Origin of the sequence: Parendozoicomonas verongulae (assembly GCF_009711465.1) — a bacterium.
Taxonomy (GTDB): Bacteria; Pseudomonadota; Gammaproteobacteria; order Pseudomonadales; family Endozoicomonadaceae; genus Sansalvadorimonas; species Sansalvadorimonas verongulae.
The window spans coordinates 11220-33174 of sequence record NZ_SMME01000850.1 but is presented as its reverse complement, the minus strand read 5'-3'; the positions used below and the strand labels follow the sequence as shown (position 1 = coordinate 33174).

Below are 21955 nucleotides of genomic sequence, written 5' to 3'. Positions count from 1 at the left end.
CCTGCCGCTCAAGACATTACAGTGACAATTCAACCCGGACATAAGTATGAAGGACACATTCTGTAGTTTCGTGTCAAATAAGGTTTCTGGACCTTTCCTGAGGTGAAACTATGGGTAGCACCGTTGCGCAGATAGTAGTTTTGGAGCTGGCGCCCCCCATGGCTGCTCTCAGATCCTTACTGCTGGCTGTATTGCTTCTGGCCGTGACAGTGGTTCTGTTGCAGCCCCGCACACCCACAATGCTGTTGCGTACTCCTCTGTTTTCTGAGTGCCCCCACTTATCTGTGGAATCTCGCCACCTGACCTTGCTGGAGTGGGAATATTTTCTCTCCTCCAGCCTTGAGGAAAGTAAGGCAAAGGAGGTTAATGTTTATCCTGCCACAGAATTAAGCGCAGGTGAGGCGGCCAGTCTGGACAATCACATACATCGCCGCCTGCCTCGCTATCAGGACTTGTTCCGTATTGTTGCCAGTGAATACCGGATAGACTGGCATTTGGTAGCAGCTATCAGCTATCAGGAATCCCACTGGTACCCCAAGGCTAAATCTCCCACCGGAGTACGGGGGATGATGATGCTGACACTGCCTACTGCTAAGGAAATGGGCATCCGGAATCGTTTGGATGCCGAGCAGAGTGTTCGTGGTGGTGTACGTTATCTGGAGCAATTAAAAGGTCGCCTGCCAGAATCCATCCAGGAGCCCGATCGCACCTGGCAAGCGCTGGCGGCTTACAATGTCGGGATTGGTCACTTGTATGATGCCCGCACTCTGGCACGTAGCCATGGTTTAAACCCTGACCTTTGGACCAACCTGAGTGATTTCCTGTTAAAGCTGGAAGACCCTCAATGGCATAACCAGACCCGTTATGGTTATGCGCGGGGAGCTGAGTCGGTTCAATATGTGGAGAATATTCAGCGCTACTACCGGCATATTCTTGCCAGGCAGCCCCGTAAGCCTCTTCCCGTTATGGCTCAAAGTGAAGGTAACCGCTCTACCCTTTGATAACAGCCATGGTCGCTGCGGCCTCTTTCATGCGTTGCTTCTCTTCTTTCTTTTTCTTGCGACGCTTTTTGAAAAAGTCAGACAGAATGGTGGAACATTCGTCAGCCAGTACTCCGCCAGTCACTGCCACTGTATGGTTCAAATAATCGCTTTCCAGAATCTGATCCTGACTTATCACAACTCCCGCCTTAGGCTCAGTGGCTCCGTAAACAAGCCGCCGAATGCGACTATGTACCAATGCCCCTGTACACATACCGCAAGGCTCGAGTGTAACGTAAAGATCGCAGTCCACCAGCCGGTAGTTTTCGATGTGGGCAGCAGCCTCTCGCAGGGCGAGGATTTCAGCGTGGGCACAGGGATCATTTCTGCCAATTGGGCTGTTGTACCCCCTGCCAATAATTTTGTCCCCATGAACAACCACAGCACCTACAGGAACCTCACCGACAGCAGCTCCCAGCTGTGCCAGTGCCAGTGCTTCCCGCATCCATTGTTCGTCCTGTTCGTGCATACCGCTCCAGACCCACGCTTTCTTATCAAAGGCGAAGGATTATACAGTAAGTACCCGGGCCATTGCTTTGGGTAGTTACAATAACTTTAAGGAGCCTTTCAAATGTGGTTTACCCGAGAGTGAACGCATCAGGAATGAAGTCGAGTCATGATGCTGTGTATAACTGAATTCAACTTTTGCAGGGAGGAATACAGGGGTTTTGAAGCTCACCTCAATTTCAAAGGGTTTACCAGCAATCTGTTCACCCAGTGCAGCCAGGCACCGAGCCTTGGACCACATGCCGTGGATGATATGCCGTTCAAAGCCAAATAGCTTTGCGGTAGCTGGCCAAAGGTGGATAGGATTGCGATCACCCGATACAGCCCCGTAGCTGCGACCCAGGCCAGATGGCAGCGCCCAGGTTTGTACAATCTCCAAGGGGTCGGATGGCTGCCTCTTTTTCTTGTCTCCTGAGGTTTTGGAAGGGCGACGACTCAGGTTTGTGCTCAAGCCCTCGTACACCTCCTCGCCGGAGGCTTCTATGCGGGTCACAATATCAAACTCCAAACCGGCATCCACATCCCGGGATTCTCCTACAGAACACTCGATATAAAGCAGCTCTCCCTGCTCCACCTGCCGGTATTGCTTAATTCTGTTACGCACATGCACCAGCCCCATAGGCTTGAGAGGCATAGACGGGTCTGTCATCAAACACATATGCAGAGGGAATGACAAGACATGGAGGTAGGTTGGAGCCAGAAACCGGCTTTCAGGGAAGTGGCAGATTTTATCGTATTTGCGGACGACGGCTTTGTCTGCACGAATACCGGGCACAGCAACAGAGAGTTCTGGCAGTTCTCCGGAATAACCTTTCTTAACCGCTGCCTTCCCGTAGAGAGACAACATGGAGGGGAGATTTTGAAGCACCAGAGTTTGCATTGTGGTCATCCTTTCATTTATTCCGTCGCATATTACTCTCCCCCCTTCCACAGCCATTGGCAGAAGGGACAACCGGTAGAGAGGTTCATCGCCAGTGACACCCTTACAGGAATGACATTGTCACAAGGGTCAATCGCCTCTAAGATAGCCCTTCCAGAGAAGAATAATAAAAGAATAGAGTCAGCAAGGCTGAATTGTATGAGCGAGCTGAGAGACGCAGGCATTCTTGTAAAAATGGCTCATCAGGGCTTTATAAATGCAGGTATTGATGCCAGTACGATTTATGAACGTTGTGGTATTACCCGCCGCCTTATTGAAGACCCGCAGGTACGTACCCCCCATGATGCCCAGACCATCTTTTGGCAAGCCTGTGAAGAGATAACTGGCGACAAATACATTGGCCTGCACCTTGGCCTGCACATTCCTGTGTTCCGTGGGCAGGTTATTGAATACCTGTTTTTAAGCAGCCCGACTTTTGAAGAGGGGTTGAATCGCGCACTGAACTACCAGCGATTGTTAAGTGATGCCGTTACCGCCAAAGTGGCACGGGAAGGTGATCGCTGCCTGTTCAGCATTGGCTCCACCAATGAAAATACCCATGAAATACGCCACCTTATCGATGCCATTTTATTAGGTGCGATTCGGTTTTTCTGCCACCTGACTCAGGATAACTTTAAGCCGCTGTCCGTAGCCGTAACCCATGGTGGACTGGCCGATGACGAAGGAAGGAACAGCGAGTACGCCAAGGTCTTCGGTTGCCCGGTGATATTCAATAGCGATCAAAACATCATCGAGTTTGGTATTGATATTCTGCACTTCCCTTCACAGCATGCCGAGCCGGAGCTGATGAAAGCCCACGAGCAAGTAGCGATTAAACAAATCGCACGTCTGGAGAAGCAGGACATTATTACGGATGTCAGCCGAATTATCGGTGAGCTGCTGGATTCCGGCGAAGTCAGCCTGGAGAATGTCTCCAACCGTCTGGATATAACTGCACGCTCCCTGCGTAGCCGCCTTGCAGATGCTGGTACCAGCTTTAACCACATTCTGGCCAACTACCGCTGCAACCTGTCTAAACAGTTACTCTCCCGCACCGATGAATCCATTGATGAAATTGTCTATCTAACCGGCTTCTCAGAGCCCAGCACGTTTTACCGTGCCTTCAAACGCTGGACAAGTATGACACCCATTGAATACCGCAAGAGCAAAAAGCATCAAAGTCATGCCCTGTCCACTGTGTAACCCGGCCTATCACCGGGCTTATTGCTTCAGGGCTTGAAAAGATCAGGCACCCAACAGAGACTGTCCGCACACCCGAATCACATTACCATTAACACCGGTTGAAGCCGGGCTGGCGAAGAAGGCAATCGCTTCCGCCACATCCTGAGGTTGCCCGCCCTGGGACAAAGAGTTCATTCGACGCCCCATCTCCCGCATCATCAAAGGAATAGCTGCTGTCATCTGGGTTTCAATAAACCCGGGAGCTACGGCATTGATAGTCATTTTCTTTTCTGCCAGCTGTGCAGCCATGGCCTGCACATAACCAATCACACCAGCTTTGGAGACGGCATAGTTGGTCTGGCCGAAGTTGCCGGCAATACCGCTCATGGAAGACACACAAACAATACGGCCATTTTCCCGCAGCAGGCCACGCTCAAGCAGCTCATCGTTGATACGTTCCTCGGAGGACAGGTTGATATCAATCACCATATCCCACCATTCCGCTTTCATATTGCCGAGGGTTTTGTCTCGCGTCACACCTGCGTTATGAACAATCACATCAACGCCGCCAAAGTCTTTTTCCAGTGCATCTGCAATAATCCTCGGCGCATCAGCAGCGGTAATATCGACAGCAATGGTGGCTCCATCCAAACGGGTCGCCACTTTATCCAGCTCAGCCTGAGCCTGGGGCACATCCAGACACACCACCCTGGCACCATCACGAGCCATCACTTGTGCAATGGATTTACCAATCCCTCGTGAAGCACCTGTTACCAGCACAACCTTGCCAGCCAGTGGGCGGGTCCAGTCCACGGTAACCGTGCCTGTACCGTTAGACACATTAATAACCTGAGCAGACACGTAGGCAGAGCGAGGGGAGAGACAGAAACGCAGAGGTGATTCCAATTGCGATTCGGCACCGTGGCTCACATAAATCAGCTGAACGGTGGTGCCTTTCTTACCGACTTCTTTTCCCAGGCTGCGGGTAAAACCCTCAAGAGCACGCATGGAAGCCGCTTTAGACACACTGTCACAGTCTTCTATGGCACGCCCCAGTACAACGATACGCCCGCATTTGCCGACTTTACGAACAACGGGGCTGAAAAACTCATGGAGAGCGCGCAGCTCAGAGGTATTGCTGATACCCGTTGCATCGAAAACCAGCCCTTTAAAGGAGGTTGCATCTTCACGGCTGGTGCTGACTTGTGTCACCTTTTTATCAACAGGTTCAGCAGCTTTCATAATCTCGGAGGCTGTCGCAGCACTGGCCTGACAGCAAATTTCAGCAGAAGAACTCGCCAGTATTTTCATCACCTCAGCCAGCAATGACGACCCGGCCGCCGCCCCTACTAATACCTTGCCCTTCACAAAATCCGCTTCGGCCAGATTCTGGCGATCCAGCTCCACAGGAGTTGGCAAACCCAGGCTGCTGAACAGGCTTTTGCCAAATGGGGATGTCGCTATCTTCTGATATCTATCGGACATTGTCGTTTTACTCCCTTATTATATTGCGAAGTGTACAGACCTTGCGGCTATTTCAGCAGAGGCGAACTACATGTGGATTGACACACCGCGAGTGCTGAGAAGTCAGAATAGCCAATGTGAGCGCAATCTCGCACTATACACTTCGTCCAACATAATAAATTAACCGCGTAGCAGGACAAGTCATGAGCCAGACCATCAGAAGAGTTGCAATCATTGGAGGCAATCGTATTCCCTTTGCCCGCTCCAACAGCGTTTACTCCCATGCCAGCAACCAGGATATGCTGACAGCAGCGCTCAATGGTCTGGTAAACCGTTTCAGCCTTCAAGGTGAGCAAATGGGAGAAGTGGTTGCCGGTGCTGTTATCAAGCACTCCCGGGACTTCAACCTCACCCGTGAGTCTGTACTCAGCACGGCCCTTGATCCGAAAACGCCCGCTTATGACATTCAACAGGCCTGCGGCACTGGTTTGGAAGCGGCTATCCTCGTCGCCAACAAAATCGCTCTTGGCCAGATCGAGTGCGGCATTGCCGGAGGTTCCGACACAACCTCCGACGCCCCTATCGGCGTGAGCGAAGGTCTGCGCAGGATTCTTTTAGACCTGAATCGCTGCAAAACCAATGGCGAACGGTTGAAAGTTGCTGGGCGTCTGCGTCTGCGCCACCTGATTCCGCTGGTGCCCTCCAGCAACGAACCACGCACCAGACTTTCCATGGGCGGCCACACAGAAATCACCGCCAAAGAGTGGAATATTCCACGGGAAGAACAGGATCAAATGGCACTGGCCAGCCACCAGAATCTGAACAAAGCCTATGTCGATGGTTTCTTTGATGACCTGATAACGCCTTACCTCGGACTGGAGCGCGACAACACCCTGCGTCCTGACACAGCTCTGGAAAAACTCGCCTCCCTCAAGCCTGCTTTTGATAAAAAGAGTGGCAAGGGAACACTGACTGCTGCCAACAGCTCCAATCTCACTGATGGCGCTTCGGTTGTATTGTTAGCCAGTGAAGAGTGGGCCGCAGAGCGCAACCTGCCCGTGCAGGCGTACCTGACATTCTGCGAAACTGCCGGTGTGGATTTCTTCGGCAAAGAGACAAGTCATAAAGAAGGGCTACTGCTGGCCCCCGCTTATGCCGTTCCCAAAATGCTGGATAAAGCTGGCCTGACACTACAGGACTTCGACTTTTATGAAATCCACGAAGCCTTTGCGGCGCAGGTGCTGGCGACCCTCCAATGCTGGGAAAGTGAAGAGTTCTGCAAAGAGAAGCTGGGTCGTGATACAGCCTTAGGCTCTATTGATCGCAGCAAACTGAACGTCAATGGCAGTTCTCTGGCAACAGGTCACCCTTTTGCCGCTACAGGTGGTCGTATAGTTGCAACGCTGGCCAAACTGCTTGCGCAAAGAGGCGCTGGCCGCGGGCTGATCTCTGTATGTGCTGCCGGCGGTCTGGGCATTACAGCCATTCTCGAACGTCCCTGATAACTGACACTCCCTTAGGCTTTGTTCGGGAAGGTATAGAACAAAACACCAATTCCCGTCATTCACAAATGAATGATACCCATCCTTAAAAAGGCGATCTTGTGATCGCCTTTTTTATGCTTAACTTCTACTAAGACCTGCACCTGCTAATAAGGAATTTCGAGTGGCTGCCAGGTAGCACTCTCAGAACGAAATCATGGAGGATTTCACCCATGTCCCATCGGCAGAATGTCGAAGAAAACCTGCAGCGCTTTGCCGAGGGTATTGGCCTTGGTGAATTAAAGCTGAATGAGCACGGAGCCTGTGGTCTCTGTTTTGATGACACCCTCATCGTTAACATGGAATATTTGGAAGAAGACGAAGCGCTGGTTTTCGTATCTGCCGTTAAGCCTGTTGAAGCTCACGCTGCCCCCGAAGACAAAATCGCACTGCTGGAAAAACTGTTGTTCATCAACCTGCAGCACCACAGCATGCAGGGCGCCTACATTTCCTTGAACCATGACAAAACCGAAATTCTCCTGATTCGTTCCATGACCGCGGCTATTGACTACGGTGCGTTTGAGTCGAATCTGGAAAAGTTTGTCAACACCCTCGAATGGGTTGTGCAGGAAGCCAGCAACGCAGATAGCGACGGTACAGCCCCACAACCTCCCGGAGGTGGTGGTTCAACGCCCGGTGGAGGCAGTCAACCTCCCGCCCAGCCCGACGGCAGCATGGGCATCATGGTGTAAAAGAACAAAATCCCCCACTCATAGCGCCCTTCGGGGCGTTTTTTTTAACAATCCCACCTGCCTCATCTATCGCGCTCCCCAGCCGACTCTATAGAGAGACTAAACTCGATCTTGAAAGTCAGACAAATAACGACTGCTTTCAAAAGCCATTAATACGGTCAGAGGGAGTTTGACCTTGAGCGATAGTGATGCACTCGACTACTTAACAGAAGCCCTGCAAAACGCCGTAGATGGCAGCCGTCTGGTGGATATCCGCGGGCGGGTCACAGAAGTTCAGGGCATGATCATCAAAGCCGCCGTGCCCGGCGTAAAAATTGGTGAGCTCTGCGAACTGTTCACCCCCGGCGAAGACGATATGAACTACGCCGAAGTCGTGGGCTTTGAAGGCTATGACGCCGTACTCACGCCATTGGGAGATATGCTCGGCATTTCCTCCAACACCGAGGTGATCCCGACCGGACGAGTGCACCATGTTGCCGTAGGATCTCACTTGCTTGGCAAAGTCCTCGATGGCATGGGCCGACCACTTCACGAAGACCCGGACGAACAGGTGAACCCGGAAGCCTGGTACCCGGTTTACGCCAATGCTCCCGACCCACTCACGAGAAAGATCATCGATAAACCCATGCCACTGGGCCTGCGGGTACTGGACGGCATACTCACCTGCGGCGAAGGCCAGCGGATGGGTATCTTCGCGGCCGCCGGTGGTGGTAAATCCACCCTGCTCTCCATGCTGGTGAAGGGCGCAGAAGTGGATGTCACGGTGCTCGCCCTGATTGGTGAACGGGGACGGGAACTCAGAGAATTTCTCGAGCACGATCTCGGGCCGGAAGGCATTAAAAAATCCGTCACCATTGTGGCCACCTCCGACAAATCCTCCATGGAACGGGCCAAAGCCGCTTACACTGCCACGGCGGTTGCCGAATATTTCCGAGATCAGGGGAAGCGGGTTCTGTTGCTGATGGATTCCGTTACCCGTTTCGCCCGTGCCCAACGGGAAATTGGCCTGGCTGCCGGTGAGCCGCCCACCCGTCGAGGCTTCCCGCCGTCCGTGTTCGCCACCCTGCCCAAATTGATGGAACGAGCCGGTATGTCGGACAAGGGTTCTATCACCGCCCTGTATACCGTTCTGGTGGAAGGTGACGATATGTCAGAGCCTGTAGCGGACGAAACCCGATCTATTCTCGACGGCCACATTATTCTGTCCCGTAAACTGGCGGCCGCAAACCATTACCCGGCCATTGATGTTCTAGCCTCCGCCAGCCGGGTTATGAACAACATTGTGGACAAGGAGCACATTGGCTCCGCTGGCAGGGTGCGGGAACTGATGGCTAAGTACGAAGAGATCGAACTGCTGGTGAAAGTGGGTGAATACAAACAGGGAGCCGACCCGGTGGCCGATGAGGCACTGGCCAGAATTGAAACCATCCGCAATTTCCTGAAACAGAGAACCGATGAGCTTTCGGACTTCGACGCCACGGTTCAGCAACTCCACCAGCTGATTCGATAGGCTCGCCCTGTGTTGCATGACTTGCTGCGGGTCAAACGGATTCGGGAGAAATCCGCCGAAGACGAGGTGCGAAAGTGTCGCTATCGGGTGGAAGTGGCCGTTCAGGATATCGAGAAGAAAAAGAAGGAACTGGAAGACTATAAAGAGTGGCGTTATCAAGAAGAGCGGCGACTTTACGATAATATTATGAATACCGCGGTAAAACAGTTTGACCTCGATATTCTCAAGCAGAAAGTGGCTAAGCTCCGGGAACAGGACCTCGTACTGGAAGAGGCCATCACCAAAGCCGAGAAGCACCTCGAAGAGTGCAAACAGCAGCTTGAGGAAGCCCGCCAGGCCCACGCAAAGGCCACACAGGCGGTGCAAAAGTTTGAAGAGTTTACAGATGTACTGGATCAGGAAGCGGCCAAGGAAAAGGCCCGCCTGGAAGAGCTGGAACTGGAGGAGTTTACTCCCCGTAATCGTCACTGAGGAAAGGAAGCCGCTATGAGTAGTGTACAGGGACCTGCCAGCACTCCACAGCCTTCGGGCGCAAACGAGGCTAATCAGCAGGGCAAAGCTGATCGCACCTCCGAGAAAGAAGCCGAACGCAACAGCGGCGAGTTCGATATGGCCATGAAAAAGAAAGCTCCGGATGAAAAAGGGCTGAAAGGCGATCGCGGTGCACTGGCCGAAAATCAGAGCAAAGAAGGAAAAAAAGAAGGCCTCGAAGACCTGTTCGGCAAACTCCACTCCAAGAAAAAAGACACCAAAGAAGACGGCGAAGCTCTGGCCCACGGCGATGCCGCCAAAGTGATGGATGCCCGTATGGGCAAAACTGCCGAAGTACAGCCCGTTGATAACAAACAGATGGTCGACAAGATCGATAAAATCGTCGACAAAATCATGGTCAGCAGCGCCGGTGATGTAAAAGCCGTCAAAGTGGATTTCAAAAACGATATGCTGCCCGGCACCGAGATGATGATCCGTAAGGATGCCACCACGGGGAAAATGACTATCGAGTTCACGACCACCTCTGCTGAGTCTTTCAACTTTCTCAATAAAGGCGAACAGGCATTAATGGACACTCTGAACAAAAAGATGGGTGGCGATATCGAAGTGAATATCAAAATGCAGGGTGGCAATGCTGATCAGGATACCGGTGACGGCCGCTCCCGGGAGCAGTATGTTGCGGAAGATGATGAAGACAGGGATAGCTAACTGAGGCGCTGAACGACTATGTCCATCCAGCCATTCCCTTACAAACCGCTGACCCACCAGCAGGCATTGCTGAACAATCTCGTCAGCGGCTTTACGGGTCAGCTTCAAAGCCAGATCAATGGCCAGCCCTGCGCAATATCACTCACGCCGGTGATAGCCTCGCGCCAGTTTGATCTTGAATTCCAGATCACTGTAGATGGTCTGCCTGTCCGCATTCTAGCTACCCGTGATCTGTTCAGCGGTATGTCTATTGGCGGCAGCTCCCTTCCCGATCTGCTTGAGCAGCTTCCTGATGATTTGCGCCTTGGTTGCGCATCGCTTGCCGTTGAGCGCATGCTGGGGGATTTGCGGGCTTTAGTACAAAAGGACATGCGCCTGAGCCGTGTATCCCGCAGCGATCATATTCCCGAAGGCACGCCCTGCCTTGGTATCACCTTTCAGAACCAAAGCACCACGGCCAGTGGTTTACTGGTGGTCAATGACCAGATTCACAACATGATCAGCAACGCTCTGGGTACAGCTCAGTTCATGCCAGCCGATCATTTAGCTATGCCCCTTGCCGTTGAAGTGGGCCACACGATTCTCTCGGATACACGGCTTCGACAACTGGCCTCTGGAGACATCGTTTTGCTTGATCGTTCCTGGTTCAGGAATGGCAAGCATGTGTTTCTCAGGATGTCCGAAAGCTCCGGCTTTCTGGCAGAAATCAGCGGCTCTCAGGTTACGCTGAAACAGCGGGTGGAGAATGGTATGAGCAACGAATTCGATGACTTTGATGATCTGGATGATGACCTTGATCTCGGTGATGACTTTGATGATGATCTGGGCTTCACTAACGCCCCGGCTGCTCAAGCAGCCCCTCAAGCAGCCCCTCAGGCGGCGCCACGGGCACCTCAACAGCAGGTTGCGCCTCAAGCACCAGCTCAGCATGTGAATCATCAGGATGTTCAGGGCCTGCCTGTGAAACTGGTGTTCGATGTCGGTCATCATGAGCTCACAGTTGGGGAGATGGGTCGTCTGGGCCCGGGCTACACCTTTGAGCTGAATCGCAGTATCGCCAGCCCTGTTACCATGAAGGCCAACGGAAAAGCCTTTGCCGAGTGCGAGCTGGTCAATATCAATAACCAGATTGGCGCTCGTATTACCAAGCTGTTGTAACGCATTTCAATCACCGAGCAGTACCGGGAAAAGGACATTTGCGATGGAGTTTGATCTCTCATCACCGTTTTACCTGATACTGCCGCTGGCACTGATGTCGCTGGTGCCGTTTGTCGCTATTCTGGGCACGTCCTTCCTCAAATTGGTTGTGGTGTTTGGCATACTCCGTAACGCCACTGGTTTGCAGCAGATTCCTCCGAATATGGCCCTGAACTCTCTGGCCATCATCCTCACCATTTACATCATGGCCCCCGTAGGCATCGAGATGTTCAACATCGTGAAAGATGAACAAATCAGCATTAAGGATGATTCCTGGCGAGGGGTGTTTGAGTCGGGTGTGGTGCCCTATCGCAAATTCCTGCTGAAAAACACAACCGACAGAGAACGCCGTTTTTTTTTAAAAACCGCTACCGCACTCTGGCCTCCCGGCTACAAAGAAGAGTTATCACAGGACAGTCTTATGATACTGGTGCCTTCATTCGCCATCAGTGAACTGACCAAAGCCTTTCAGGTCGGCTTTTTACTGTATCTGCCGTTTATCATTATCGATTTGATTGTATCTAACATCCTTTTGGCCATGGGTATGATGATGGTATCGCCTATGACCATTTCTCTGCCCTTCAAACTACTACTGTTTGTATTGTTGGATGGCTGGACACGACTGATCCACGGCCTTGTGCTCAGTTATCAATAAAGGAAATGGCAGAATGGTTGAAGCAGAAGTTCTGACAATGACAGCCAAAGCCCTGATGCTGACGCTGATTCTGTCGATGCCACCTATTGTGGCTGCTGCAGGTATCGGTTTGCTGGTGAGTCTGGTGCAGGCACTGACCCAGATACAGGAACAAACCCTGCCCTTCGCGTTCAAACTGATTGCCGTTGTGATCAGTATTTTCGCCACCGCCCGCTGGATGGGTATTGAAGTGTACAACTTCTCTCTGGCAATCATGAACTTCATTCCGGATATCTGATATGCCTCCTGAGGCCGTCGCAGAGCTCAAGCACGTTCTCTTCATCTACTCTATGACCATGGTGCGTATGGCTGCAGCCTTCAATACCATGCCCATTCTAAATAAACAGGTAGTGGGCGGTGCCATGATTCGTAATGGTATTGTGGGGAGTCTGGCGATCTTTCTGTACCCCATGGTGTCGGCCCAGGAGCCAGATTCCACGCCTGGTATGTTGATTATTCTGGCGCTTATTTTGAAAGAAGTGATGATCGGCATGTTTATCGGGTTTATTGCCACCATTCCTTTCTGGGCACTGGAAGCTGCCGGTTTTATTATTGATAACCAGCGTGGTGCATCTATGGCGAGTACCATGAACCCCATGTCAGGGTCAGAAACCTCGCCTATGGGTTTAATGTTCGCTCAGGCGTTTACCTGTATTTACCTTATCAGCGGTGTGTTTCTGATTCTGCTGGGCAGCCTGTTCCAAAGTTATCACGCGTGGCCGGTATTTGAATTCTGGCCAACAATAAATCAATCGGCCGTGCTGTTCTTTCTGGGGCAGTTTGATCTGATAATCACCCTCTCTGTATGGCTTGCTGCTCCCATTATGATCTGCATGTTTATTACGGAGTGGGGTATCGCACTGATCAGCCGTTCTGCCCCTCAGCTCAACGTATTTATTCTAGCCATGCCCATCAAGTCGGCCGTGGCCGTGGCCATCCTGGTGCTGTACGTGTCGACGGTCATGAGTCTCGCCAAAGAGCGCGCCAGTGAATTCCCGAGCGTTATGAGAATTCTTGGGCAATATTTAATGTAACCCTTCGCAAAATAAATAGCCGATGCCATGAGCGGTGAAAAGACTGAACAACCCACACCGAAAAAACTTCGTGACGCTCGTAAGAAAGGCCAGGTTGCCAAAAGCAAAGAGATCTCTTCCACGGCGGGCATTATTGCGGTTGTTGCCATTATCTGGGCCTTAAGCGACTGGTATGTGCAGATGTTTCAGGAGCTGCTGCTGTATCCGGCAGAATTCTATGAAATGGAGTTTCGCGATGCCCTCAAATCCATCACCCTTGGCCTGCTCTCCAAGGCCCTGCTGATGATTGCACCACTGGTTGTCGCTTCCGCCTTTGCAGCGGTTGCCGGCAATGTTGTGCAGTTTGGCATTCTTCTGGCCTTTGAGCCGATCAAGCCGGATATCAAGAAGATCAACCCCATTCAGGGAGCGAAAAAGATATTCTCTATTAAGAATGTGGTGGAACTGGTGAAGTCCATCATCAAGATTCTGTTCCTGTCACTGGTGGTGTATTTCGTAATCAAGGGTAGTTTGAGCGAGCTGATGAACCTGCCCTACTGCGGCACCAACTGCATCCTTCCGGTGCTCGGCTCCCTGATGAAGAAGCTGATGCTGTTTGCCATCGTCGCCTTTATGGTGATCTCGGTACTGGACTTTATGTTTGAGAAATACCAGTTCACCAAAGAACAAAAGATGACCAAGGATGAGGTCAAGCGGGAATACAAGGAGATGGAAGGTAACCCGGAGATCAAGGGTAAGCGTAAGGAGCTGCACCGTGAGCTGCTGAACTCAGAAGACAATGTGGCGCAATCCGATGTGGTGATAAAAAACCCCACCCATATCGCCGTGGGCCTGCACTATAACAAGGCCAAGACGCCACTGCCTATGGTCACCTGCCTCGGCAAACGCAATCAGGCACAGTTTATTATCAAGGCGGCCGAGCGCCATGGGATTCCTGTGATGGAAAATGTTCCCCTCGCTCATGCCCTGTTCAGCCAGACCGAAGTTTTCGACTATATCCCCAGCGAACTCATCAGCCCGGTAGCCGAAGTGTTCCGCTGGGTACAACAGATGAAACAGGATGAAGATCCTGAATAGCGAGCCCGTTTATAACGTACCCAAAAGCTGGTTAGCGATTGATGTTCTGTAGCAACTGATCAGATAAGGCACAGTATCGTTCTGATAGCCCATCAGCTGACTACTAAATTCAACAGACAGTTTTCTGAAATAAGTAAGAGTAAAAAAGCTTAGCACCAACGTACTTTTACGGATTAAAACCCTGCCTAACTCCCTATACTCTCTCCACCCCTTACGGATCAAGATTCTGTAAACACAGTGAAAACTGGACAAAACACTGAAAAACGACAGTCTTAGCCTACCAGGTAGCTGTTTAAGATAATCAGGTGTATGAAGTCACTACACCTTAGTCGTTTAACGAAAAGCCGCTGTTGCACGAAAGTACACTACGCTGCGTTCACAGCAGTCTTCGTTAGTAGTTTGCCGATTTCGAAACCAGCGGCTATAAAACTGACACTTTACTTTTAAAAGGGATGAAGAACGCCAGAGGCACGTGAGTGCTATCAGAGGCTTCATTATCCCTATTGACAATTCAGCGCTTACATTTCTGTTAGCAGACCGGAGCCATCATGCAACAACAACAGGACCCCACTGTATTTATCATTGACGATGATGAAGCAGTTCGCGACTCTCTCAGAATGCTGATGAATTCTGTAGGCCAGAAGGTAGAAGTCTTTGGTTCTCCAGCCGACTTCCTGGAAGTTTACGATGAAAACCGTCCTGGCTGCATCGTGCTGGATATCAGAATGCCAGGCATGAGCGGCCTGGAACTGCAGAGCAAGCTGAACGATATGCACTGCATTCTGCCTATCATCTTCATTACTGGTCACGGTGACGTTCCCATGGCTGTTCAAGCCATCAAAGACGGTGCCATGAACTTTATCCAGAAGCCTTTCCGTGATCAGGAACTGCTGGACCTTATCAATGACGCTCTGAAGCTGGACACTCAACAGCGTGCCGAACTGCTGGAGCACAAAGAAATCCTGCGTCGCCTGTCTACTCTGACTGAACGTGAGCGTGAAGTTCTGCACCATGTTGTTGAAGGTAAGGCCAATAAGGTTATCGCGGCCGACATCAACCTGAGTCAGCGTACTGTTGAAATCCACCGCTCCCGCGTAATGGAAAAGATGGGCACCAAGTCTCTGGCTCATCTGGTTCGTCAGGTTATGCAGGTAAAAGATCACCTGAAAGAGGATTTCCGTTTTAAGTAATACTTAAGCGGTTATCTGAAAACCTGTCCCGATCTGCTTCCAGTACTGCCTTTTTGCAGTACTGGTGCGTTGCTCTTCTGTTCTTCAACAGCCTACTCCACCCCTACCTGATTATCTTAACGGCTTATCGCACGGTGCTGGGTAAAAACAACGATAGTTCTCTGCCCGCAGCAGCCTCTATGATTAGCGCGTCGGTGATAAAGGACTCTCTGGAGCATTCAAGACAACAGGACGTTCACTTACCTCCGGACCGCTGTTAATTACTCAGGAATACACTATGAACAACGCACAAGGCTCATGCGTCTTCCTACTGGAAAACGATCAGGCCGTAACCAGTGCCATCATGTCCCTCTGCGAAAAGGGCCAGCTGACTCTGCGCTGTTTTTCGTCTTGGGAAGATATGGAGAACAGCCTGGATAGCCACAAGCCCAGCTATCTGATTATGTCGAATGCCCTGTGCAGCTCGTCTATCTGCGAGAAGGTATCCCACATCACCAATGTCGGTATTCCTGTTATTGTACTGGGCAAGCAGCACGACCTGAACGGAGCCGTCGCCTCCATCCAGGCTGGAGCCATTGATTATATTGAAAAACCGGTTATTCACGGCCGACTGGCTGAATATATTGCTAGCATTTCTGCCTGAGACCTCAGGCAGAATCCTTCACAGCTCACAAATCCTCAGCAAGACGCCTGCCGTAATCCGCAAGACGGTTCAGTATTTCGATGTTCTTTGGGTTATCCGCATCCTGGGCTAACTGCTCGATGCGTTCAAAGAACAACTGAAGATTCCAACCCTCTCCTTCCACAAGCCGTTCTCTACGAAAACTCTGCCAATCCTGTGCATCCTGCCCTGCAAGAAGGTCGGGCCAGTTTCTTCCGCGATAGCGAAACAGCATTTCTGACAGCCGCCCATCGGAAAACGGCAGATTTAACCCTGCCAGCTCACCGGGGTGAGTATTTTTTACTCGGCCAATTAGATCCCGATCTTCATTACTAAAGAAGCCGCCACTGTAAAGCATCAGATCCGGATCATCACTGCCCTCACGCTGCTCCCCGCCCAGAAATACTTCCGCCATTTTCTGCCTTAGCTGTGCCACTTGCTCTGCACTCTGAAACAGCTGCTTATAATGTTTCTGCCAGAGCTGTTGATCCAGCCCAATGCGTTCGCAGTCTTCTGCTCCAGCGGTTTTCCAGGGCACGATAATCGGGCAACGGTTCAGGCGAATGGTTTTCACAGGAATGCGCTCCAGCCCCTCTTCCTGCAAAGTCTTAGATGAGGTGAACATACGGTAGCGGATATCTTCGGCTGACGACTCCAGAAGCGACTGAGGATCAACGGAGAGATCATACACAACCACTTCATTCTTATTGGTCGGATGCGCCCCCAGAGGAGCCACCATCGCCAGACAGTGTTTGACTGCCGGATATTTGCCCGAGATATGAATGACTGGCTTGGGCCGCGAGCTGACTGTATCCAATTGCTTCGCCACCTGCCACTTCAGCCGGTTATTCAACACATAATCAAACAAGCGAGGCTGCTTTTCTCTCAGCAGGCGAGCCATGGCAATGGTTGCCCGCACATCAGACAGAGCATCGTGAGCGCCTTCATGGGCAATACCATTCGCCTTGGTCAGCTCTTCCAGCTTAAAGCTACGAGTACCATCCTCACGCTCAGGCCAGTGAATGCCGTCTGGCCTGAGAGCTGCGCACAGCCTGACAACATCAATCAGATCCCACCGTGAACAACCGTTCTGCCACTCACGGGCATAAGGGTCCTGAAAATTGCGATAGAGGCTGTGGCGGGTTACCTCATCATCAAAACGAAGGGTGTTGTAGCCCAACACACAGGTATTGGGAACGGAAAACTCCTGATTGATGCGATCAATAAATTCGGCCTCGCACACCCCTTTTTCATTCGCCTCCTCTGGCAGAATACCTGTCACAAGGCAGGCCTCCGGGTGGGGGAGCTGATCATTTGGAAGACGACAGTAAATATTGATGGGTTCACCAATTTCATTGAAGTTGGCATCTGTACGAATACCGGCAAACTGACAGGGCCAGTCTTTGGCGGGGTTTACGCCGAATGTCTCGAAGTCGTACCAGAAAAAAGTTTGCGCCACAGCGGAATACCATCAGGAAGATAACCACTCCAGCTTATCACTTCAGGAGAAGCTAATCAGAAAAAGCTATTGAGAAATCACTACTGAGAGAAAGAGAAGTAGTGCTGCAAAGCGGAGATGAGCAAGTCATAGTTCACACCACTGGTAAGAACGATATAACCGGAATCAAAACTTTCCGCATCAACATCCGGGCGACACCATTGGCATCGCGCATCAAAATCCACATATTCTTTACCTAACAGCGGTTCAGGCAAAATAATGCGCATATTGAATTCGGCTTCGGTCTGCATGCGCCAGCGGGTAATCAGCATCAAACCATTGCGACTGATATTACCGAGAAAACCCAGCTCCCTTCCCGTACGGCGGTTATACACCTTCAGATAACTGCTGAGGTTGTCACTGTGGAAAGGCAATGGTGCCTGTGTGAACGCTTTTTTTGACATCACCGAAACATCCCTGCTGCATTCGGACAATTTGCGCCACCAGATTTGTGGTTGTGCTGGCCATACAACCACCCCTGAAAGCTTCCCGGGACTCTCGAACATCCCACGGGAAGCGGGGTACTGCGGTTACTTCACTCTGAAGATTAGAGCAGCCCCCAACCAGTCATTTAAAACTGTTTTTTCTAGATGATGGAGAATTCATTCCAGAAAGTAGAAAGCAATTAGAAATAGGAATAAGAAAGGTGGTTATCCATTCCAGAAAAATAAATTACTCATAATCATGACTCACCGCCCAGTACACTCAGATTAACCGCCCTGCAAGATGATACCATCCCGACAAATAGCAACATCTTACCCTTTGCAGGAAACAGAGAGACTATGCCAGCGAATCAGAAAACCAGCTCAACAGATCGAGCTATAATTCTGCTGCTCAGCACTTTTCTGACAGCCTGTGCAGCCATCACACCAGCTTATGTAGCAGAGCTGGGAACCTGTGAATTTGCCCGCTATGAAGATCTGAAAAGCAAGTTACTTAACAGGTAAGTACCCAAACAACCTAAGAGTAAAGAACCTTCACTCGCTCCTTACCATAACGATCCCGAAGCAACTGCACGAGCTCATCACCGGGAGAAATGCACCAACCATCGCCCAACTGAATCCGCCCCCGGGCATCTTCCTTCTCAAAGTGAATCACCACAGGCGTAGGCCCAGCATGATCTGACAGCAGCCTTTGAAGATCGGTTATAAAGTTACCGGAACAGTCAGCTTCATCCATGCCAACCTCCAGCTCCTTCACATACTGACTGCGTGCTTCAACAAGACTCATCACCCGACGGGCATTCGCCTTAATAGAACCCGAATAGTCATCAAAGCTTACCTCACCTTCCACAACCACCAGCGTATCCTTCACCAGAAGATGCTGATGCTTGGCAAAGGTATCGGAGAAGACTGACACCTCAATGCGGCCAGAGCGGTCATCCAGGGTCAGAAAGCCCATCTTGTCACCGCGCTTGTTCTTCATCACCCGCATATTCACAATCAGACCGGCAATATTGATATTGTCCCGGGCTGGTTGCAGATCAGAGATACGGTTGCGCACAAAATGGCGAATTTCTTTCTCATACTCATCAATGGGGTGACCGGTGAGGTACAGGCCAAGGGTATCCTTCTCCCCTTTCAGGCGTTCCTTATCTGGCCATTCCCGCGCCTGCATGTACTTATCGTAAGCGTTCTCATCCTCAGAAGGAGCGAGGCCACCAAACAGGTCACCCAGACCACCAGCCGCACTGCGGGCCGACTGATCCGCCGCCTTCACAGCCTCCTCCATGGAGGCATCCAGAACGGCACGGTTGCGGTTTAGCTCTTTCTTACCCGTGCAAGGCCCCAGAGCATCAAAGGCACCAGAACGAATCAAAGCCTCCAGGCAGCGCTTGTTCACCTTCTTGGTATCAATACGCTGGCAGAAATCAAACAAGTCTTTAAATGACCCACCGGCCTTACGGGCTTCAACAATAGCTTCAATCGGGCCTTCACCCACACCTTTAATAGCACCCAAGCCATAAACAATGCGCCCCTCACGGTTTACATCGAACAGGTAGTCACCACTGTTCACATCCGGCGGCAGCACTTCCAGCTCCATGTTCCGACACTCTTCGATAAACGTTACTACCTTATCGGTGTTCTGCATATCGGAAGACATAACCGCCGCCATAAACTCTGCCGGGAAGTGTTTCTTCAGCCACAGAGTCTGGTAGGACACCAGTGCGTAGGCAGCAGAGTGAGACTTGTTAAAGCCGTAACCCGCGAATTTCTCCACAAGGTCAAAGATCTTCATGGCCAGCTCGCCATCAATCCCCTGAGCTACGGCACCGGCCTCAAAGCCGGCACGCTGTTTCGCCATCTCCTCAGGCTTCTTCTTACCCATAGCCCGGCGCAGCATATCTGCACCACCCAGCGTGTAGCCCGCCAGCACCTGAGCAATCTGCATAACCTGTTCCTGATACAGGATGATGCCGTAGGTAGGTTCAAGAATGGGCTGTAGCCACTCGTGCTGCCACTGTACATCGGGATAGGAAATCTTCTCCCGCCCGTGCTTACGGTTGATAAAGTTATCTACCATGCCGGACTGCAGAGGGCCAGGACGGAACAGGGCTACAAGTGCGATGATATCTTCGAAGCAGTCAGGTTGAAGGCGCTTGATCAAATCCTTCATACCCCGGGATTCCAGCTGAAACACTGCCGTGGTTTCCGCCGCCTTAAGCAGATCATAGGAAGCCGGATCTTCCAGATCGATCTGCATAATATCCACCAGTTCCTTACCCTCGCGTTCAAGACGGGGGTTAATCATCTTCAAGGCCCAGTCGATGATGGTCAGCGTGCGCAAACCCAGAAAGTCAAACTTCACCAGACCCGCGGTTTCCACATCGTTTTTATCGTATTGGGTAACCAAGCCCTGACCGCTCTCATCACAGTAGAGCGGCGCAAAATCGGTGAGTTTGGTGGGGGCGATAACCACACCACCGGCGTGCTTACCTACGTTACGGGTAATACCTTCCAGTTTGAGAGCCATCTCCCAAACTTCACGGGCGTCTTCATCGTTTTCAAGAAACTCCCGCAGGTTCTCTTCCTGATCGAAAGCCTTGGCCAGCGTCATCCCCACTTCAAAGGGAATCAGCTTGGAGAGCTTATCCGCCATACCGTAGGATTTACCCTGCACACGGGCGACATCCTTCACAACACCCTTGGCCGCCATAGTACCGAAGGTGATGATCTGGGATACCGCATTACGGCCGTAGGTTTGTCCTACGTAGTCAATCACCCGATCCCGACCATCCATACAGAAGTCGATATCAAAGTCGGGCATGGAGACCCGTTCCGGGTTCAGGAATCGCTCGAACAGCAAGTCATACTGGAGTGGATCAAGGTCGGTGATTTTCTGGGCGTAGGCCACCAGAGAACCGGCACCGGAACCACGGCCTGGGCCGACCGGTACGCCGTTATCCTTACCCCACTGGATAAAGTCCATTACGATCAGGAAGTAGCCGGGAAACCCCATCTGCAGGATAATATCCAGCTCGAAGTTCAGACGGTCGTAATACTCCTTCCGGCGCGCTTCATAGTCGTCAGCATTGGGGTCAAGAATATATCTCAGACGATCTTCCAGACCTTTTGCAGAAAACTCACGGAAGAACTCGTCCATGGTTTTGCCTTCAGGCACAGGAAAATCAGGCAGGTAGTAAGTACCCAGTGGCACATCCACACTACAGCGGCGGGCAATTTCAACGGTATTAGCAACAGCTTCGGGAATATCCGCAAACAGCTCACACATTTCATCAGCAGATTTGAGATACTGCTGATCAGAATAATTTTTGGGGCGGCGGGGGTCATCCAGCGTCCGACTCTCACCAATGCACACCCGAGCCTCATGGGCCTCAAAGTCCGACTGGGACAGGAACATCACATCATTGGTAGCCACAACCGGCACATCCATGCGAATAGCCAGATCAACGGCCCCATGGAGATACTCTTCCTCACCAGGGCGGCTGGTGCGCTGCAGCTCCAGATAAAAGCGATCCCCAAACGCCTGGAGCCATTGCTCCATCAAATCGTTGGCCAGCTGAGGATTAGTACCCAACAACACCTGGCCAATCTCTCCCCGGCGGCCACCGGACAGCGCAATCAAACCCTCATTGCGCTCCAGAATCCACTCACGCTTAAGAATGGATTTGCCCTGATGCTGGTTCTTCTGAAAGCCATCAGACACCAGCTCCAGCAGGTTCTTATAACCTGTGGTGTTCATGCACAGCAGCACCAGCTGGGTGGGTGGTTCCTCGGGAACAATATTTTCCACCCACACATCACAGCCACAAATTGGCTTGATACCAGCCCCCTGCATCCCTTGATAAAAGCGCACAAGGGAACACATATTGGCCTGATCCGTCATGGCTATGGCAGGCATTCCCATTTCGGCCACGGTTTTAATCAGAGGCTTAATGCGCACGAGGCTGTCAATCAGTGAGAATTCACTGTGAACACGCAGGTGAACAAATTGGGAGGGATGGGCTGACATTGAGGTCTCGGAATGATTAACAGTAATTCCGTCAATCATACCAGTAGACACTGAATTTGCGTATGGGTATCAAGAC

21 protein-coding genes are annotated in these 21955 nt (G+C 51.4%); 15 read left to right on the top strand and 6 right to left on the bottom strand.

What is annotated here, in order from left to right; all coding sequences use genetic code 11:
* Positions 1-158: 158 nt before the first annotated feature.
* The gene (locus E1189_RS14995; RefSeq protein ID WP_230460420.1) at positions 159-1001 is read left to right on the top strand and encodes a transglycosylase SLT domain-containing protein; all 843 of its coding nucleotides are present in this window, start codon (positions 159-161) and stop codon (positions 999-1001) included.
* On the opposite strand, the gene tadA is transcribed toward E1189_RS14995, so the two are convergent.
* A complete protein-coding gene (gene tadA, locus E1189_RS14990; RefSeq protein WP_155161140.1) occupies positions 991-1509 on the bottom strand; it encodes a tRNA adenosine(34) deaminase TadA in 519 nt (172 codons plus the stop codon). The two genes, E1189_RS14995 and tadA, sit on opposite strands and share 11 nt — an antisense overlap.
* A 75-nt stretch (positions 1510-1584) precedes the next feature.
* Positions 1585-2427, bottom strand: a complete 843-nt coding sequence (locus E1189_RS14985; RefSeq protein ID WP_196221455.1) for a MaoC family dehydratase — start codon at positions 2425-2427, stop codon at positions 1585-1587.
* Between the two features lie 198 nt (positions 2428-2625).
* Between E1189_RS14985 and E1189_RS14980 the strand changes: the two genes are divergently transcribed.
* A complete protein-coding gene (locus tag E1189_RS14980; protein ID WP_155161138.1) occupies positions 2626-3669 on the top strand; it encodes an AraC family transcriptional regulator in 1044 nt (347 codons plus the stop codon).
* A 42-nt stretch (positions 3670-3711) separates the two neighbouring features.
* On the opposite strand, the gene E1189_RS14975 is transcribed toward E1189_RS14980, so the two are convergent.
* Complete coding sequence (locus E1189_RS14975) at positions 3712-5133, bottom strand: 3-oxoacyl-ACP reductase (protein ID WP_155161137.1); 1422 nt, start codon at positions 5131-5133, stop codon at positions 3712-3714.
* Positions 5134-5315: 182 nt separating this feature from the next.
* On the opposite strand from E1189_RS14975, the gene E1189_RS14970 reads away from it, so the two are divergent.
* From E1189_RS14970 to E1189_RS14915, 12 genes are all read left to right on the top strand, one after another.
* Complete coding sequence (locus E1189_RS14970; RefSeq protein ID WP_155161136.1) at positions 5316-6614, top strand: acetyl-CoA C-acetyltransferase; 1299 nt, start codon at positions 5316-5318, stop codon at positions 6612-6614.
* A gap of 212 nt (positions 6615-6826) precedes the next feature.
* Positions 6827-7345, top strand: a complete 519-nt coding sequence (locus tag E1189_RS14965; RefSeq protein WP_155161135.1) for a type III secretion system chaperone — start codon at positions 6827-6829, stop codon at positions 7343-7345.
* A 175-nt stretch (positions 7346-7520) separates the two neighbouring features.
* Complete coding sequence (gene sctN, locus E1189_RS14960) at positions 7521-8855, top strand: type III secretion system ATPase SctN (RefSeq protein ID WP_155161134.1); 1335 nt, start codon at positions 7521-7523, stop codon at positions 8853-8855.
* 9 nt (positions 8856-8864) lie between these two features.
* Positions 8865-9326, top strand: a complete 462-nt coding sequence (gene sctO / locus E1189_RS14955; RefSeq protein ID WP_155161133.1) for a type III secretion system stalk subunit SctO — start codon at positions 8865-8867, stop codon at positions 9324-9326.
* 15 nt (positions 9327-9341) lie between these two features.
* On the top strand, positions 9342-10055 hold the full coding sequence (locus E1189_RS14950) for a type III secretion HpaP family protein (RefSeq protein WP_155161132.1): 714 nt from the start codon (positions 9342-9344) through the stop codon (positions 10053-10055).
* 18 nt (positions 10056-10073) lie between these two features.
* Positions 10074-11213 carry a type III secretion system cytoplasmic ring protein SctQ gene (sctQ, locus tag E1189_RS14945; protein WP_155161131.1) on the top strand — a complete coding sequence of 380 codons (1140 nt, stop codon included), beginning with the start codon at positions 10074-10076 and terminating at the stop codon, positions 11211-11213.
* A 43-nt stretch (positions 11214-11256) separates the two neighbouring features.
* Positions 11257-11907, top strand: coding sequence for a type III secretion system export apparatus subunit SctR (gene sctR, locus E1189_RS14940; RefSeq protein WP_155161130.1), 651 nt, complete (start codon positions 11257-11259; stop codon positions 11905-11907).
* Positions 11908-11920: 13 nt separating this feature from the next.
* Positions 11921-12184 carry a type III secretion system export apparatus subunit SctS gene (gene sctS, locus E1189_RS14935; RefSeq protein ID WP_155161129.1) on the top strand — a complete coding sequence of 88 codons (264 nt, stop codon included), beginning with the start codon at positions 11921-11923 and terminating at the stop codon, positions 12182-12184.
* A 1-nt stretch (position 12185) separates the two neighbouring features.
* A complete protein-coding gene (gene sctT / locus E1189_RS14930; protein WP_155161128.1) occupies positions 12186-12980 on the top strand; it encodes a type III secretion system export apparatus subunit SctT in 795 nt (264 codons plus the stop codon).
* Positions 12981-13007: 27 nt separating this feature from the next.
* Positions 13008-14057 (top strand): type III secretion system export apparatus subunit SctU, encoded by a 1050-nt coding sequence (sctU, locus tag E1189_RS14925; protein WP_155161127.1) that lies wholly within the window; start codon positions 13008-13010, stop codon positions 14055-14057.
* Positions 14058-14605: 548 nt separating this feature from the next.
* Entirely contained in the window at positions 14606-15247 is a 642-nt protein-coding gene (locus E1189_RS14920) for a response regulator transcription factor (protein WP_155161126.1), read from the top strand.
* Positions 15248-15524: 277 nt separating this feature from the next.
* Entirely contained in the window at positions 15525-15890 is a 366-nt protein-coding gene (locus tag E1189_RS14915) for a response regulator (protein ID WP_155161125.1), read from the top strand.
* A gap of 25 nt (positions 15891-15915) precedes the next feature.
* Here E1189_RS14915 and sbcB read toward each other — a convergent pair whose 3' ends face one another.
* Positions 15916-17367: an exodeoxyribonuclease I gene (gene sbcB / locus E1189_RS14910; protein ID WP_329602057.1), complete on the bottom strand. Its 1452-nt coding sequence runs from the start codon at positions 17365-17367 to the stop codon at positions 15916-15918.
* Between the two features lie 80 nt (positions 17368-17447).
* Positions 17448-17810: a PilZ domain-containing protein gene (locus E1189_RS14905; protein WP_230460419.1), complete on the bottom strand. Its 363-nt coding sequence runs from the start codon at positions 17808-17810 to the stop codon at positions 17448-17450.
* 378 nt (positions 17811-18188) lie between these two features.
* Here E1189_RS14905 and E1189_RS14900 point away from each other — a divergent pair, with 378 nt between their 5' ends.
* Complete coding sequence (locus E1189_RS14900; protein ID WP_155161123.1) at positions 18189-18353, top strand: hypothetical protein; 165 nt, start codon at positions 18189-18191, stop codon at positions 18351-18353.
* 13 nt (positions 18354-18366) lie between these two features.
* Here E1189_RS14900 and dnaE read toward each other — a convergent pair whose 3' ends face one another.
* A complete protein-coding gene (gene dnaE, locus E1189_RS14895) occupies positions 18367-21879 on the bottom strand; it encodes a DNA polymerase III subunit alpha (protein ID WP_155161122.1) in 3513 nt (1170 codons plus the stop codon).
* Positions 21880-21955: the final 76 nt, after the last annotated feature.